The organism is Pseudomonas medicaginis, from assembly GCF_965119365.1.
GTDB lineage: Bacteria > Pseudomonadota > Gammaproteobacteria > Pseudomonadales > Pseudomonadaceae > Aquipseudomonas.
Window position 1 is genome coordinate 4,324,950 of the sequence record NZ_OZ221631.1, and the last position, 15,012, is coordinate 4,339,961.

Annotated in this window: 16 protein-coding genes; 14 read left to right on the plus strand and 2 right to left on the minus strand. The window is 62.1% G+C overall.

Annotated elements, in window-relative coordinates:
• Nucleotide 1 precedes the first annotated feature (1 nt).
• Nucleotides 2-1,411 (minus strand): circularly permuted type 2 ATP-grasp protein, encoded by a 1,410-nt coding sequence (locus ACMTA2_RS19100; protein ID WP_413791267.1) that lies wholly within the window; start codon nucleotides 1,409-1,411, stop codon nucleotides 2-4.
• A gap of 649 nt (nucleotides 1,412-2,060) precedes the next feature.
• On the opposite strand from ACMTA2_RS19100, the gene ACMTA2_RS19105 reads away from it, so the two are divergent.
• The 7 genes from ACMTA2_RS19105 to ACMTA2_RS19135 all read left to right on the plus strand — a co-directional run bounded on the left by ACMTA2_RS19105 (nucleotide 2,061) and on the right by ACMTA2_RS19135 (nucleotide 7,419).
• Nucleotides 2,061-2,651, plus strand: coding sequence for an amino acid synthesis family protein (locus ACMTA2_RS19105; RefSeq protein WP_413791268.1), 591 nt, complete (start codon nucleotides 2,061-2,063; stop codon nucleotides 2,649-2,651).
• A 45-nt stretch (nucleotides 2,652-2,696) separates the two neighbouring features.
• The gene (locus ACMTA2_RS19110) at nucleotides 2,697-3,530 is read left to right on the plus strand and encodes an alpha/beta fold hydrolase (RefSeq protein WP_413791269.1); all 834 of its coding nucleotides are present in this window, start codon (nucleotides 2,697-2,699) and stop codon (nucleotides 3,528-3,530) included.
• Nucleotides 3,527-5,008: an aldehyde dehydrogenase gene (locus ACMTA2_RS19115; protein WP_413791270.1), complete on the plus strand. Its 1,482-nt coding sequence runs from the start codon at nucleotides 3,527-3,529 to the stop codon at nucleotides 5,006-5,008. The genes ACMTA2_RS19110 and ACMTA2_RS19115 overlap by 4 nt, the downstream gene beginning before the upstream one ends.
• A gap of 12 nt (nucleotides 5,009-5,020) precedes the next feature.
• Complete coding sequence (locus tag ACMTA2_RS19120) at nucleotides 5,021-5,506, plus strand: flavin reductase family protein (RefSeq protein WP_003201687.1); 486 nt, start codon at nucleotides 5,021-5,023, stop codon at nucleotides 5,504-5,506.
• Nucleotides 5,507-5,635: 129 nt separating this feature from the next.
• Nucleotides 5,636-6,040, plus strand: coding sequence for a carboxymuconolactone decarboxylase family protein (locus tag ACMTA2_RS19125; RefSeq protein ID WP_413791271.1), 405 nt, complete (start codon nucleotides 5,636-5,638; stop codon nucleotides 6,038-6,040).
• A gap of 60 nt (nucleotides 6,041-6,100) precedes the next feature.
• Nucleotides 6,101-6,853 (plus strand): GntR family transcriptional regulator, encoded by a 753-nt coding sequence (locus ACMTA2_RS19130; protein WP_413791272.1) that lies wholly within the window; start codon nucleotides 6,101-6,103, stop codon nucleotides 6,851-6,853.
• 2 nt (nucleotides 6,854-6,855) lie between these two features.
• On the plus strand, nucleotides 6,856-7,419 hold the full coding sequence (locus ACMTA2_RS19135; RefSeq protein ID WP_413791273.1) for an NUDIX hydrolase: 564 nt from the start codon (nucleotides 6,856-6,858) through the stop codon (nucleotides 7,417-7,419).
• Nucleotides 7,420-7,449: 30 nt separating this feature from the next.
• On the opposite strand, the gene ACMTA2_RS19140 is transcribed toward ACMTA2_RS19135, so the two are convergent.
• The gene (locus ACMTA2_RS19140; RefSeq protein WP_116642177.1) at nucleotides 7,450-7,746 is read right to left on the minus strand and encodes a DUF1330 domain-containing protein; all 297 of its coding nucleotides are present in this window, start codon (nucleotides 7,744-7,746) and stop codon (nucleotides 7,450-7,452) included.
• A gap of 81 nt (nucleotides 7,747-7,827) precedes the next feature.
• On the opposite strand from ACMTA2_RS19140, the gene ribBA reads away from it, so the two are divergent.
• From ribBA to ACMTA2_RS19175, 7 genes are all read left to right on the plus strand, one after another.
• On the plus strand, nucleotides 7,828-8,937 hold the full coding sequence (ribBA, locus tag ACMTA2_RS19145) for a bifunctional 3,4-dihydroxy-2-butanone-4-phosphate synthase/GTP cyclohydrolase II (RefSeq protein WP_413791274.1): 1,110 nt from the start codon (nucleotides 7,828-7,830) through the stop codon (nucleotides 8,935-8,937).
• A 364-nt stretch (nucleotides 8,938-9,301) separates the two neighbouring features.
• Complete coding sequence (locus ACMTA2_RS19150; protein ID WP_413791275.1) at nucleotides 9,302-10,327, plus strand: ABC transporter substrate-binding protein; 1,026 nt, start codon at nucleotides 9,302-9,304, stop codon at nucleotides 10,325-10,327.
• The gene (locus ACMTA2_RS19155; RefSeq protein ID WP_413791276.1) at nucleotides 10,312-11,253 is read left to right on the plus strand and encodes an ABC transporter permease; all 942 of its coding nucleotides are present in this window, start codon (nucleotides 10,312-10,314) and stop codon (nucleotides 11,251-11,253) included. Before ACMTA2_RS19150 ends, ACMTA2_RS19155 begins: the two co-directional genes overlap by 16 nt.
• 6 nt (nucleotides 11,254-11,259) lie before the next feature.
• Nucleotides 11,260-12,069, plus strand: coding sequence for an ABC transporter permease (locus tag ACMTA2_RS19160; RefSeq protein WP_413791277.1), 810 nt, complete (start codon nucleotides 11,260-11,262; stop codon nucleotides 12,067-12,069).
• Between the two features lie 17 nt (nucleotides 12,070-12,086).
• Nucleotides 12,087-13,238: an ABC transporter ATP-binding protein gene (locus ACMTA2_RS19165; protein WP_413791278.1), complete on the plus strand. Its 1,152-nt coding sequence runs from the start codon at nucleotides 12,087-12,089 to the stop codon at nucleotides 13,236-13,238.
• Between the two features lie 44 nt (nucleotides 13,239-13,282).
• Nucleotides 13,283-13,768, plus strand: a complete 486-nt coding sequence (locus ACMTA2_RS19170; protein WP_058545272.1) for a flavin reductase family protein — start codon at nucleotides 13,283-13,285, stop codon at nucleotides 13,766-13,768.
• Between the two features lie 30 nt (nucleotides 13,769-13,798).
• Nucleotides 13,799-14,842, plus strand: coding sequence for an LLM class flavin-dependent oxidoreductase (locus ACMTA2_RS19175; RefSeq protein WP_223472736.1), 1,044 nt, complete (start codon nucleotides 13,799-13,801; stop codon nucleotides 14,840-14,842).
• Nucleotides 14,843-15,012 lie beyond the last annotated feature (170 nt).

The window sequence follows — 15,012 nt, forward strand, 5'->3', positions numbered from 1 at the left end:
CTTAGTCCTCCACGACCCAAGTGTCTTTGGTGCCACCGCCCTGGGACGAGTTCACCACCAGCGAGCCTTCGCGCAGCGCCACGCGGGTCAGCCCGCCAGGCACCAGGCGGGTTTCCTTGCCCGACAGCACGAACGGACGCAGGTCGATGTGGCGCGGGGCGATGCCGCTCTCGACAAAGGTCGGACAGGTAGACAGGCTCAGGGTCGGCTGGGCGATGTAGGCTTCGGGGCGGGCCTTGAGGCGCGCGCGGAAATCCTCGATCTCCGCCGCGCTCGCCGCCGGCCCGACCAGCATGCCGTAGCCGCCGGAACCTTGGGTTTCCTTGACCACCAGATCCGGCAGGTTGGCCAGCACGTGGGACAGATCCTGGGGCTTGCGGCACTGCCAGGTGGGCACGTTCTTCAGGATGGGCTCTTCAGTGAGGTAGAAGCGGATCATTTCATCGACGTAGGGGTAGATCGACTTGTCATCGGCCACACCCGTGCCGACCGCGTTCGCCAGCACCACGTTGCCCGCACGGTACACCGCGATCAGCCCGGGCACGCCCAGCATCGAATCGGGGTTGAACGACAGCGGGTCAAGGTAGGCATCGTCAAGGCGGCGGTAAATCACGTCCACCTGCCGGGGGCCGGCGGTGGTGCGCATGTACACGTGGTCGTCCCGCACGAACAGATCAGCCCCTTCCACCAGTTCCACGCCCATTTCACGGGCCAGGAAGGCGTGTTCGAAATAGGCACTGTTGAAGCGCCCCGGGGTCAGCACCACGGCGGTAGGATTTTCCAGGGGACTGGAACTCTTGAGGGTGTCGAGCAGCAGGTTCGGGTAATGATCGATGGGGGCCACGCGCTGGGCGGCGAAGAGCTCGGGGAACAGGCGCATCATCATCTTGCGGTCTTCGAGCATGTAGCTCACGCCGCTGGGCGTACGCAGGTTGTCCTCCAGCACGTAGTAGCTGCCGTCGCCATCGCGCACCAGGTCGACACCGGCGATATGGGCATAGATGCCCCGGTGCAGGTCCAGGCCCTGCATCGCAATCTGGTAACCCTCGTTGGCGAGCACCTGCTCGGGCGGAATGATCCCTTCCTTGAGGATGTGTTGCCCATGGTAGATGTCGGCCAGAAACATGTTCAGGGCCTGGACCCGCTGGATGCAGCCACGCTCGACCATCTGCCATTCACTGGCCTTGATGCTGCGCGGGATGATGTCGAACGGAATCAACCGCTCGGTGCCCTGCTCGTCCCCATACAGGGTGAAGGTGATACCGGCGCGGTGGAACAGCAGGTCGGCTTCGCGACGGCGTTGCTCCAGCAGTTCAAGCGGGGTGTCCGCCAGCCAGCGCGAGAAGGCTTGGTAATGCGGGCGGCAGTCACCCTGGGCGTCATACATTTCGTTAAAAAAAGCGTGGGGCATAGCCAACTCCCAGCCGTGTCATTCACGGCATTTCTTATTTCGTCGTCATTCCACTCAGTACGGCCTTGCCTGTTTTATGAGCCCTGGTTCTCTGGATACCTCGTTCGGCTTGGGTCTCTGATCAGGCCTTTGCGTCCGGATGACGTGCGCCCCCCTGTCTATCTACGTATCGAATACCTCTGGTTGCTCTTTCGTCATGGAGTCGTAGCAAGGGCTGTGCCTAAGTGCGGTGCATCGCGCCAATGCTGGAAAAACCGTCGCAGAGCGACAGAAAAGCGAAATTTATTTTCGATTTTGCGACGAAATACGGTTTGCAGGCTGAAACGTTTATTTCAGTTTTCGGCGCCAATGCCAGAAACGAGTCGAATTGGTGCAGACAGACGGGAAGCCGGCGTTGAATGCCCTGAAAAGGGGAAGTTAATACCCACCGCTGAAACGCACGCTCGGTTCAACGATAGCTGACACGCGGGACTTTGGGGCCGCGTCCCTCGCCACAGGAGCGCCGTTCAACTTCCAGCCCCCTATTGCGACATGGGCAAGGCAGCCTTCCGTCGCCTCTCTTCGAACAAATTTATCCGCGACATTTGCACGACCAGTATTATGGTATACCATCATACGCAAAGACCTATTCACCCCCGGGGAGCAGCTCATGAGTTTCGAAATTCGCAAGATCGTCAGCCATGTCGAAGAAACCTTTATCGAAGGCGGCAAGGCCACCGACAAACCGGTGACCATGGTCGGGCTGGCCGTGGTGATGAAGAACCCTTGGCTGGGTCGCGGTTTCGTCGAAGACCTGAAACCGGAAATCCGCGCCAACTGCTCCGACCTCGGCGCGCTGATGGTCGAGCGTCTGGTGGGCATCATCGGCGGCGCCGAGAAGATTGAAGCCTACGGCAAGGCCGCGGTAGTCGGTGCAGACGGCGAAATCGAGCACGCCTCCGCCGTGATCCATACCCTGCGTTTTGGCAACCACTACCGCGAAGCGGTCAAGGCCAAGAGCTACCTGAGCTTCACCAACAAGCGCGGCGGCCCTGGCACCTCGATTCAGATCCCGATGATGCACAAAGACGACGAAGGCCTGCGCTCGCACTACATCACCCTGGAGATGCAAATCGAAGACGCCCCGCGCGCCGACGAAATCGTCGTGGTGCTGGGCTGCGCCGATGGCGGCCGCCTGCACCCGCGCATCGGCAACCGCTACATCGACCTGGAAGAACTGGCCGCCGAGAATGCACAGTAATCCAGCCTCGGTAACCACAATAAAAAAGGCATGCAGGAGCGCTCCATGATTCGGCTCACCGCTGAACTCACCCCGGCCGGCACCAGCTACCTGGCAACCGGCCAAGGCCAACCCGTGGTCTTGATCCATGGCGTGGGCCTGAACAAAGAAATGTGGGGTGGCCAGGTCGTTGGCCTGGCCACCCAATACCGGGTGATTGCCTACGACATGCTCGGCCATGGCGCCAGCCCGCGCCCGCAAAGCGGAACCGCATTGCTGGGCTACGCCGACCAGTTGCTGGAGCTGCTCGACCATTTGCAGCTGCCCCAGGCGACCGTGATCGGTTTCTCCATGGGCGGCCTGGTGGCCCGTGCGTTTGCCTTGCATTACCCGCAGCGCCTGCAAGGCCTGGTGGTGCTCAACAGCGTGTTCAATCGCAGCGCCGAACAACGCGCCGGGGTCATCGCCCGCACCGCACAGGCCGCCGAGCATGGGCCGGACGCCAATGCCGAGGCGGCGTTGTCGCGCTGGTTCAGCCGTGAATACCAGGCGGCCAACCCCGCGCAGATTGCCGCGTTGCGCCAGACCCTGGCGCAGAATGATCCCCAGGGCTACCTGACCACCTATGAACTGTTCGCCACCCAGGACATGTACCGCGCCGATGACCTGGGCAATATCCAAGTGCCGACGCTGATCGCGACCGGTGAACTGGACCCCGGCTCGACACCGGAAATGGCCCGGCAACTGGCCGAGCGAATTCCCGGCGCCAGCGTTGCCGTGCTCGCCGAACAGCGGCATATGATGCCGGTAGAGTCGCCGCGCCTGGTCAACCAGCTGTTGCTGGAATTCCTCGACGCGGCAAACGCCCGACAAAACCAGATCAAGGGGATCGTTGCATGACACTCGCACGCTTTTCCATGTGCATCGGCGGTGAATGGGTCGATGCCCTGTCCGGCAAGACCTTCGAAAGCCTGGACCCGGCCCTGGCACAACCCTGGGCCGAGTTGCCCGATGCCGATGAAGCCGATGTCGAGCGCGCCGTCCAGGCTGCGCAAACCGCCTTCGACAGCCCGGCCTGGCGCGGCTTGACCGCCACCGCCCGCGGCAAGCTGTTGCGTCGTCTCGGTGACCTGATCGCCGAGAACAAAGAACAACTGGCCCAGTTGGAAAGCCGCGACAATGGCAAGCTGATTCGCGAAACCCGCGGCCAGGTCGGCTACCTGCCGGAGTTCTTTCATTACACCGCAGGCCTGGCCGACAAGCTCGAAGGCGGCACCCTGCCGCTGGACAAGCCCGACCTGTTTGCCTACACCGTGCACGAAGCCATGGGCGTGGTCGCGGCGATCATTCCCTGGAACAGCCCGCTGTACCTGACCGCGATCAAGCTCGCCCCGGCGCTGGCGGCCGGCAATACCATCGTCATCAAGCCTTCCGAACACGCTTCTGCTACCGTCCTGGAACTGGCTCGCCTCGCCTTGGAAGCCGGCATTCCACCGGGGGTGGTCAACGTCGTCACCGGTTACGGCCCAAGCACAGGCGCCGCCCTCACCCGTCATCCACTGGTGCGCAAGATCGCCTTCACCGGCGGTGCGGCCACGGCGCGACATGTGGTGCGCAGCAGCGCCGAGAACTTCGCCAAGCTATCACTGGAACTGGGTGGCAAGTCGCCGAACATTATCTTTGCCGATGCCGACCTGGACAGTGCGATCAACGGGGCGATAGCCGGGATTTATGCGGCATCCGGCCAAAGCTGCGTGTCCGGTTCGCGCTTGCTGGTGCAGGACGAAATCTACGACGAGTTCGTCTCGCGCCTGGTCGAACGGGCCCAGCGCATCCGCATCGGCAACCCGCAGGAAGACACCAGCGAAATGGGCCCCATGGCCACCGCGCAGCAACTGGCCGTGGTCGAAGACCTGGTGGCCGATGCCATCGCCGAAGGGGCGCGCCTGCGCACTGGCGGCAAGCGTCCGGAGAATCTTGGGGATGGTTGGTTCTATGAGCCGACGCTGTTCGAATGCGACCGCAACTCGATGAAGATCATGCAGGAAGAAGTCTTCGGCCCGGTGGCCTCGGTGATTCGTTTCAAGGACGAGGCCGAGGCCCTGGCGATTGCCAACGACTCGCAGTTCGGCCTCGCCGCCGGCATCTGGACCCGCGACTTGGGCCGTGCCCATCGCCTGGCCCGGGATGTGCGTTCGGGCATCATCTGGGTCAACACCTACCGTGCAGTGTCGGCCATGGCACCCATCGGTGGTTTCAAGAACAGCGGCTATGGGCGCGAGAGCGGCATCGATTCGGTGCTGGCCTATACGGAACTGAAAACGGTGTGGATCAACCTGTCCCAGGCACCTATGCCTGATCCGTTCGTGATGCGCTAGGAGTCCTGAGAAATGATCGAACCCGGCATCTACAAAGAAGTCATGAGTTCCTTCCCGTCCGGCGTCACGGTGGTCACCACCCTAGACCCGGACGGCAACATCGTCGGTATCACCGCCAGTGCCTTCAGCGCGCTGTCGATCGACCCGGCGCTGGTGCTGTTCTGTCCCAACTACGCCTCTGACACCTACCCGGTGCTGCGCGACAGCAAGCAGTTCGCGATCCACCTGCTGTCCGCCGACCAGACCGCCGAAGCCTATGCCTTTGCCGGTAAAGGCAAGGACAAGGCCAAGGGCATCGATTGGCACCTGAGCGACCTGGGCAATCCATTGCTGAGCAAGGCCACGGCGATCATCGAATGCGAACTGTGGCGCGAATACGATGGCGGCGACCACGCGATCATCGTCGGCGCAGTGAAGAACCTGATCCTGCCCGAGCAGCCGGTGACGCCCATGATCTATCACAAGGGCAAGTTGGGCCCACTGCCCGCACTCGCCTGACGACCGTACACATCCCTGTGGGAGCGAGCTTGCTCGCGATGACGGCAGCACATCCAACCTTACGGTGACTGCCACACCGCTATCGCGAGCTCGCCCCCACAGGCCCATCACTTTTTTCAGGAAGCCCGCATGAGCAACGACAAGTACGAACAAGGCCTGAAGATCCGCACCCAGGTGCTGGGCCAGGACTACGTCAACCGTTCCATCGAGAACGCCGACGATTTCAACCGGCCATTACAGGAAATGGTCACCGAATATTGCTGGGGCCATGTCTGGGGTCGCGAGGGGTTGTCGCTCAAGGAGCGCAGCATGATCAACCTGGCCATGATCTCGGCGCTCAATCGCCCGCACGAACTCAAGCTGCATGTGCGCGGCGCCTTGCGTAACGGCCTGAGTCGTGAGCAAATACGCGAAATTCTGCTTCAAGTCGGTATCTATTGCGGTGTTCCCGCTGCCGTGGACAGTTTCCGGCTTGCCCGTGAAGCCTTCGCCGAAGCCGATGCCGAGGCCTCCAGTCAACCCTCGGCTGTTTGAACTGAACGTGCACGGACGTTGCCCGTTTGGCATGGACAGCCATATTACAGAGCGGACCCCATGAAACGCCTGCCACTCGACGACAGCTTCAAGGTCAATCGCAACCCCGTTACCCTGCGCGAGATCGTGCTGGATAAACTGCGAAGCGCCATCATGAACTTCCAGCTTCTGCCGGGCGATCGCCTGGTCGAACGCGATCTGTGCGATCGCCTGGGTGTGAGCCGCACGTCGGTACGCGAAGCGCTGCGCCACCTGGAATCCGAAGGCCTGGTGGAGTTTGCCGATGCCAAGGGGCCGCGGGTCGCCATCATCACCTTGGCCGACGCCGTGGACATCTATGAGCTGCGTTGCGTGCTCGAAGGCCTGATCGTCCAGCTGTTCACCCTGCGCGCCAAGGCCAAGGACATCAAGGCCCTGGAAAAAGCCCTCGCGGAAAACCGCAAGGCCCTCAAAGAGGGCGAACTGCAACAGGTCATCGATTCGGTGCAAGGCTTCTACGACGTGTTGCTCGAAGGCTCCGGCAACCATGTCGCCGCCACCCAGTTGCGCCAGTTGCAGGCACGCATCAGCTATTTGCGGGCGACTTCGGTGTCCCAGGAGAACCGTCGCGGCAACAGCAACCAGGAGATGGAGCGCATGGTGGAGGCGATCAAGAGCGGCGATCCCCTGGCGGCCCACCAGGCCTGCGTCGACCACGTGCGCGCCGCCGCCAAGGTTGCCCTGGAATACCTCAAGCGCAAACAGGAAGAGACCGGTGAAATCCCCGAAATCATCCCACCCATCGCCCTCAAAGAACCGCGCATAGGTCGCTAGCCATGTTCAGCCCGAGCTTTTGTCCAAAGTGCGGCGGCAATGACCTGAGTCATCGCCTGCCAACGGGCGATACCCATGAGCGACTGATGTGTGGCGGTTGCGGCTACATCCACTACGTCAACCCGAAGATCATTGCCGGCTGCATCATCGAGCAGGACGGCAAGTACCTGCTGTGCCAGCGCGCCATCCCGCCGCGCCCGGGCACCTGGACACTGCCGGCCGGCTTCATGGAGGGCGGTGAAACCACCGAACAGGCGGCGCTGCGCGAAGTCTGGGAGGAAACCGGCGTACGCGCTGAAATCGTCTCGCCCTACTCGATCTTCAGCGTGCCAAAGATCAGCGAGGTGTACATCATCTTCCGCGCCATCGCGCTGGAGATCACCGGCCAGTTCGGCCCGGAAACCCTCGCCTGCCAGTTCTTCGCCCCCGAAGACATTCCCTGGGACAGCATCTACTACCCGGCCATCCGGCAGATCCTCGAACGTTATATCGAGGAACGCCGGGCCGGGGTCTATGGCATCTACATGGGCAACGACGACAGCGGCAAGATCCACTTCATTCGCTGACTCCCACAGGGGGCGTGGTCCCACACCGATCTATAAAGGCGCCACACCCTCGACAATGATCACCTCGGCCCGGGCCACGCCTTCGCGATGGCGCTTGGCCTCTTGATACTGCGCCGAGTGATAGCAGGCCAGCGCCTGTTCGTAGGAGTCGAACTCGATCACCACGCTGCGCTGCGGCGTGGCCCTGCCCTCCATCGCTTCGCTGCGCCCGCCCCGGGCCAGCATCCGACCGCCATACAAGGCAAACGCCGCCGGCGCCCGTTGGGTGTATTGGCTGTATTGATCGGGGTCGGTGACATCCACATGAGCAATCCAGTACGCCTTCATAGTGACCTCTTGGTTTATTTTGTATTATGGTATACCACAACATCATTCCAGCAAGCCCTATCAGAACAAAGAGAGCCCGACATGGCCTTTAACAGCATTCAGGAAATCATCGAAGACTACCGCCTGGGCAAGATGGTGTTGCTGGTGGATGACGAAGATCGGGAAAACGAAGGCGACCTGCTGCTGGCCGCCGACTGTTGCAACGCCCAGGCCATCAGCTTCATGGCTCGCGAAGCGCGTGGATTGATTTGCCTGACCCTGACCGACGAACACTGCCAGCGCCTGGGCCTTGAGCAAATGGTGCCGAGTAACGGCAGTGTGTTCAGCACCGCGTTCACCGTGTCCATCGAGGCCGCCACCGGCGTGACCACCGGCATTTCCGCCGCCGACCGGGCGCGCACCGTCGCCGCCGCCGTGGCCGCCGATTCGGGGCCCAGCGACATCGTGCAGCCGGGGCATATCTTCCCGCTGCGGGCCAAGGAAGGCGGTGTATTGACCCGCGCCGGGCACACCGAAGCCGGTTGCGACCTGGCGCGCCTGGCGGGTTTCACGCCGGCCTCGGTGATCGTCGAAGTGATGAACGATGACGGCACCATGGCCCGCCGGCCGGACCTGGAGATTTTCGCCCGCAAGCACGGGATCAAGATCGGCACCATCGCCGACCTGATCCACTACCGCTTGAGCACCGAGCACACCGTGGTGCGCATTGGTGAACGGGAACTGCCCACGGTGCATGGCACCTTCCGCTTGTTCACCTTCGAAGACCGTATCGAAGGCGGTGTTCACATGGCGATGGTGATGGGTGAGATTCGCCGGGATGAGCCGACGCTGGTGCGGGTGCATGTGATCGACCCGCTGCGGGACCTGGTCGGTGCCGAATACAACGGCCCTTCCAATTGGACGCTGTGGGCGGCCCTGCAGCGGGTGGCCGAAGAGGGTCGCGGCGTGGTGGTCGTGCTGGCCAACCACGAATCTTCTCAGGCGCTGCTCGAGCGTGTGCCGCAACTGACCCAGCCGCCACGACAATTCAGCCGCTCCCAATCACGTATCTATTCCGAAGTAGGCACCGGGGCACAGATTCTGCAGGACCTGGGCGTCGGCAAATTGCGCCACCTGGGACCACCGCTCAAGTACGCGGGATTGACGGGGTATGACCTGGAGGTGGTGGAGAGCATTCCCTTCACCAGATAAGCCCAAGGCAACACCCAAATCCCCTGTGGGAGCGAGCTTGCTCGCGATAGCAATGGACCTGCCAACCTGAATGTTGACTGACACACCGCTATCGCGAGCAAGCTCGCTCCCACAGGGCTCGACCCAGCAATGACAGGGAAAAATCTACCCCCGGACAGATAGCCGGTACGGCAAAATGCTTGCAGAAAGTTTGGAATACCATAATATGATATTCCATAGACCGAACACTTCAGCCAAGTGCCCCGAAAGGGAAAGTACAAACAAGAGCCCTTGGCACGGTCGCCTTTAAGGCCAGATGGACCTACTGCTCCCGATAGGCGGGCGACAAAAGCCCGCTCAAAAACACAACAATGAGGGCGTGAAAATGGTGTTGAAGAAAAGTGCAGCCGCAATTCTTTTTGCCGGCCTGTTGAGTGTCACCAGCCAGGCGACAATGGCCGCTGAAAGCGTCAACTTCGTCAGTTGGGGCGGCAGCACCCAGGACGCGCAGAAACAGGCCTGGGCCGACCCGTTCAGCAAGGCCAGCGGCATCACCGTGGTCCAGGATGGCCCCACCGACTATGGCAAGCTCAAGGCCATGGTCGAAAGCGGTAACGTGCAGTGGGACGTGGTCGACGTAGAGGCGGACTTCGCTTTGCGCGCCGCCGCCGAAGGCCTGCTCGAACCCCTCGACTTCTCGGTCATCCAACGGGACAAGATCGACCCGCGCTTCGTTTCCGATCACGGCGTCGGTTCGTTCTACTTCTCTTTCGTCCTCGGCTACAACGAGGGCAAGCTCGGTTCCGGCAAGCCCCAGGACTGGTCCGCGCTGTTCGACACCAAGACCTACCCCGGCAAACGCGCCCTGTACAAATGGCCAAGCCCCGGCGTACTGGAACTGGCGCTGCTGGCCGACGGCGTCGCGGCCGACAAGCTCTATCCGTTGGACCTGGACCGCGCCTTCAAGAAACTCGACACCATCAAGAAAGACATCGTCTGGTGGGGCGGCGGCGCCCAGTCCCAGCAGTTGCTCGCGTCCGGCGAAGCCAGCATCGGGCAGTTCTGGAACGGTCGCATCTACGCCTTGCAGCAAGACGGCGCCCCGGTCGGCGTAAGCTGGAAGCAGAACCTGGTCATGGCCGACATCCTGGTCATCCCGAAGGGCTCGAAAAACAAGGCCGCAGCCATGAAGTTCCTGGCCAACGCCAGCAGCGCCAAGGGCCAGGCCGACTTTTCCAACCTGACCGCCTATGCCCCGGTCAACGTCGACAGCGTTGCACGCCTGGATTCGGTGCTCGCCCCCAACCTGCCGACCGCCTACGCCAAGGATCAGATCACGCTTGATTTCGCGTACTGGGCCAAGAACGGTCAGGACATCGCGACACGGTGGAACGAATGGCTGGTCAAATAAAAATGTCGGCAACGACAACCCCTCGCACTGGGGGCGCCATTGACGCTGCCGGTGCGGTACAGGCCAAGGCAGCGACGCAAACCCCGTCGCTGGCGCAGCGCTGGCGTGGGGCCGGTAACCTGCTCCCCGCCCTGCTGTTCCTGGGTCTGTTCTTCCTGGCGCCACTGATCGGCCTGTTGCTGCGCGGTGTGTTGGAGCCGGTGCCTGGGTTGGGCAACTACGAACAACTGTTCGCCAACTCGGCCTACGCCCGGGTGTTGTTCAACACCTTTTCGGTGGCCGGCCTGGTGACGTTGTTCAGCCTGCTGCTGGGTTTCCCCCTGGCCTGGGCCATCACCCTGGTGCCCCGCGGCTGGGGCCGCTGGATGCTGAACATCGTGTTGCTGTCGATGTGGACCAGCCTGCTGGCCCGCACCTACTCCTGGCTGGTGCTGTTGCAAGCCTCCGGGGTGGTGAACAAGGCGTTGATGGCGCTGGGCATCATCGACCAACCGCTGGAGATGGTGCACAACCTCACCGGCGTGGTGATCGGCATGAGCTACATCATGATCCCGTTCATCGTCCTGCCGTTGCAGGCGACCATGCAGGCCATCGACCCGATGATCCTGCAAGCCGGCTCCATTTGTGGTGCCAGCCCCTGGACCAACTTCTTCCGGGTATTCCTGCCGCTGTGCCGGCCGGGGCTCTTCTCCGGCGGGCTGATGGTGTTCGTGATGTCCCTCGGTTACTACGTGACCCCGGCCCTGCTGGGCGGCGCGCAGAACATGATGCTGCCGGAATTCATCATCCAGCAGGTGCAGTCGTTCCTCAATTGGGGCCTGGCCAGTGCCGGTGCAGCCTTGTTGGTGGCGATCACCCTGGTGCTGTTCTACTTCTACCTGAAGCTCCAACCGGAATCCCCGGTGGGCGCCAGCAACGCGAGGTAAGCCGCCATGCTCCTGACCCCCAATGCCATGAGCCGGCGCATGCGGTTCGGCCTGTATTTCACCACCGCGCTGATCGCGTTGTTCCTGCTGCTGCCCATCGCGTTCATCGTGCTGCTGTCGTTCGGCTCGTCCCAATGGTTGGTCTTCCCACCACCGGGCTGGACACTCAAATGGTACGGTCAGTTCTTTTCCAACCCTGACTGGATGAGCGCGGCACTGACCAGCCTCAAGGTCGCGGTACTGACCACCGTCTGCGCCGTGGCGCTGGGCCTGCCGACGGCGTTTGCCCTGGTGCGCGGTCGCTTCCCCGGCCGGGAAATGCTCTACGGCCTGTTCACCCTGCCAATGATCGTGCCGCTGGTGATCATCGCCGTGGCGGTGTATGCGCTGTTCCTCAAGCTCGGCTACACCGGGACGATGTTCGCGTTCGTGGTCAGCCACGTCATCGTCGCGCTGCCGTTCACCATCATCTCGATCATCAACTCCCTCAAGCTGTTCGACCAATCCATCGAAGACGCTGCGGTGATCTGCGGCGCCTCGCGCCTGCAAGCGGTGTTCAAGGTGACCTTCCCGGCCATTCGCCCGGGCATGGTCGCCGGTGCCCTGTTCGCGTTCCTGGTGTCGTGGGACGAGGTGGTGCTGAGCGTGATGATGGCCAGCCCGACCCTGCAAACCTTGCCCGTGAAGATGTGGACCACCCTGCGCCAGGACCTGACGCCTGTGATCGCCGTCGCTTCGACGCTGCTGATCGGCCTCTCGGTCCTGGTGATGGTGATCGCCGCCGCCCTGCGCCGGCGCAACGAAATCAGCGCCTGAGCGCCTAGGAGAACCCGATGAGTGCCGTCAAAGACCCCGCACAACAGAACAACAAGACCCTGGTCAGCCTGCGCAACCTGAACAAGCACTACGGTGACTTTGCCGCCGTGGACGATATCTCCCTGGAGATCCAGGACGGCGAATTCCTGACCTTCCTCGGCTCCAGCGGCTCGGGCAAGAGCACCACGCTGTCGATGCTGGCCGGGTTTGAAACCCCCAGCAGCGGCGAGATCCTGGTGGACGGTAAATCCCTGGTCAACGTACCGCCACACAAACGCGACATCGGCATGGTGTTCCAGCGCTACTCGCTGTTCCCGCATCTTTCAGTGCGCGACAACATTGCCTTCCCCCTGGCGATTCGCAAACTGGCCAGCGCCGAGCGCGAACGCCGGGTCGACGCCATGCTCAAACTGGTGCAACTGGGAGAGTTCGCCCATCGCCGCCCTTCGCAACTGTCCGGCGGCCAGCAGCAGCGCGTGGCGATTGCCCGGGCGCTGGTCTATGAACCGCGCATCCTGCTGATGGACGAACCGCTCGGGGCCCTGGACAAAAAGCTCCGTGAAGATTTGCAGGATGAACTGCGTCAATTGCATCGACGCCTGGGCATCACCATCGTCTACGTCACCCATGACCAGGAAGAAGCCATGCGCCTGTCCCAGCGCATTGCCATTTTCAGCCACGGCAAGATCGTCGGCCTGGGCAGCGGCTATGACCTCTACCAGAACCCGCCGAACGCGTTCGTGGCCTCGTTCCTGGGCAACTCCAACTTCCTCAAGCTCAAGGCCCAGGGCAACGCGGTGGCGACCTTCGAAGGCCAGTCGCTGTCGATTCGCCTGACCGCCGGCCTGCAAACGGACCAGGACGTGCTGCTGATGGTGCGCCCGGAAAAAGCCCTCGCCCTGAGCATCGAACAAGCCACGCAGGAACCCTTGGCGGCCGGTTGGAATGAGGTCTCGGCCAAGGTCGTCGAAGTGCTGTTCCTGGGTGAAAGCCAGACCTGTAGCGTAGTGACGTCCGGCGGCACGGCCATGACGGTCAAGGCGCTGTCCGCCGCTGGCATGCCACTCAAGGCCGGCGACCCGGTGCGTGTGCGCTGGGCCACCGCCGATGCCTGCGTCTACACCCAATGGGCCGATAGCGACCTGAACAAGGCCGCAGGAGCCCATTGATGAACACTGCAAGTCCACAACCGATAAAGCCCGAGGAGCGTCCGATGATCGATGCCAGCGTCTACAAACAAGTCATGGGTTCGTTCCCATCCGGCGTGACGGTGATCACCACCCTCGATGACGACGGTCAGATCGTCGGTCTCACCGCCAGCGCCTTCAGTTCATTGTCGATGGACCCGGCGCTGGTGCTGTTCTGCCCCAACTACAGCTCAGACTCCTATCCGGTGCTGATCAAGAACAAGCGCTTCGCCATCCACCTGCTCTCCGGCGGCCAGCAGAACGAAGCCTACGCCTTCGCCCGCAAAGGCAAGGACAAGGCCCAAGGCATCGAATGGACCTTGAGCGAACTGGGCAACCCGCTGCTGAGCAACGCCACCGCCATCATCGAATGCGAATTGTGGCGCGAATACGAAGGCGGCGACCACGCCATCATGGTCGGCGCCGTGAAGAACCTGATCGTGCCGCAGCACACACCGGGGCCGCTGGTCTATTGCCACGGCAAGATGGGCGCCCTGCCCGTCCTCGCCTGAACCGATCGTCAACGAAAAAGAGAAAGCGCCATGAAATTTTCCCTGTTCGTACACATGGAGCGCTGGGACGAAAGCGTCAGCCATCGCCAGTTGTTCGAAGACCTGAGCGAGCTCACCCTGTTGGCCGAAGCCGGCGGCTTCAGCACCGTGTGGATCGGCGAACACCACGCCATGGAATACACCATCTCGCCAAGCCCGATGCCGTTGCTGGCGTACCTGGCCGGCAAGACCACCACCATTCACCTGGGCGCCGGCACCATCATCGCGCCGTTCTGGCACCCACTGCGGGTCGCCGGTGAATGCGCATTGCTGGACGTGATCAGCAATGGCCGCATGGAAGTCGGCCTGGCCCGGGGCGCCTACCAGGTGGAGTTCGACCGCATGGCCGGCGGCATGCCGGCTTCCTCCGGCGGCCAGGCCCTGCGGGAAATGGTCCCGGTGGTGCGCGCCCTGTGGCAAGGCGACTACGCCCATGATGGCGAGATCTGGAAATTCCCCACCTCCACCAGCGTACCCAAGCCCATCCGCAAACCTCACCCACCGATGTGGATCGCCGCCCGCGACCCGGACTCCCACAATTTCGCCGTCGCCAACGGCTGCAACGTGATGGTCACGCCATTGATGAAGGGCGATGAGGAAGTCCTCGACCTGAAGAACAAGTTCCAGGCCGCCCTGGACAACAACCCCGACGTACCACGCCCGCAATTGATGGTGCTGCGCCACACCCATGTGCATGCGGTGGATGATCCCGAAGGCTGGAAGGTCGGCGCCCAGGCGATCTCGAAGTTCTATCGCACCTTCGATGCCTGGTTCGGCAACAAGCAAGTGCCGGTCAACGGCTTCCTCGCGCCAAGCCCGGAAGAAAAGTTCGCCGAGCGCCCGGAGTTCCAGCTGGAAAACATCCGCAAGAACACCATGATCGGCACCCCACAGGAAATCATTGAGCGGATCAAGTATTACCAGGAACTGGGGGTGGATGAGTTCAGCTTCTGGTGCGACAACAGCCTGCCCCATGCCGAGAAGAAAAAATCCCTGGAGCTGTTTATCCAGCAGGTGGTGCCGGCGTTTCGGTGATCAGTTGCATCGCTTTCGCGAGCAGGCTCGCTCCCACATAGGCTCCACGGCGTACACAATATTTGCGTGCACCATCGGCCCTGTGGGAGCGAGCTTGCTCGCGATGGCGGTGTGTCTGTCATAGAGATTGGGGATGTACTGACCCAATCGCGAGCAAGCTCGCTCCCACA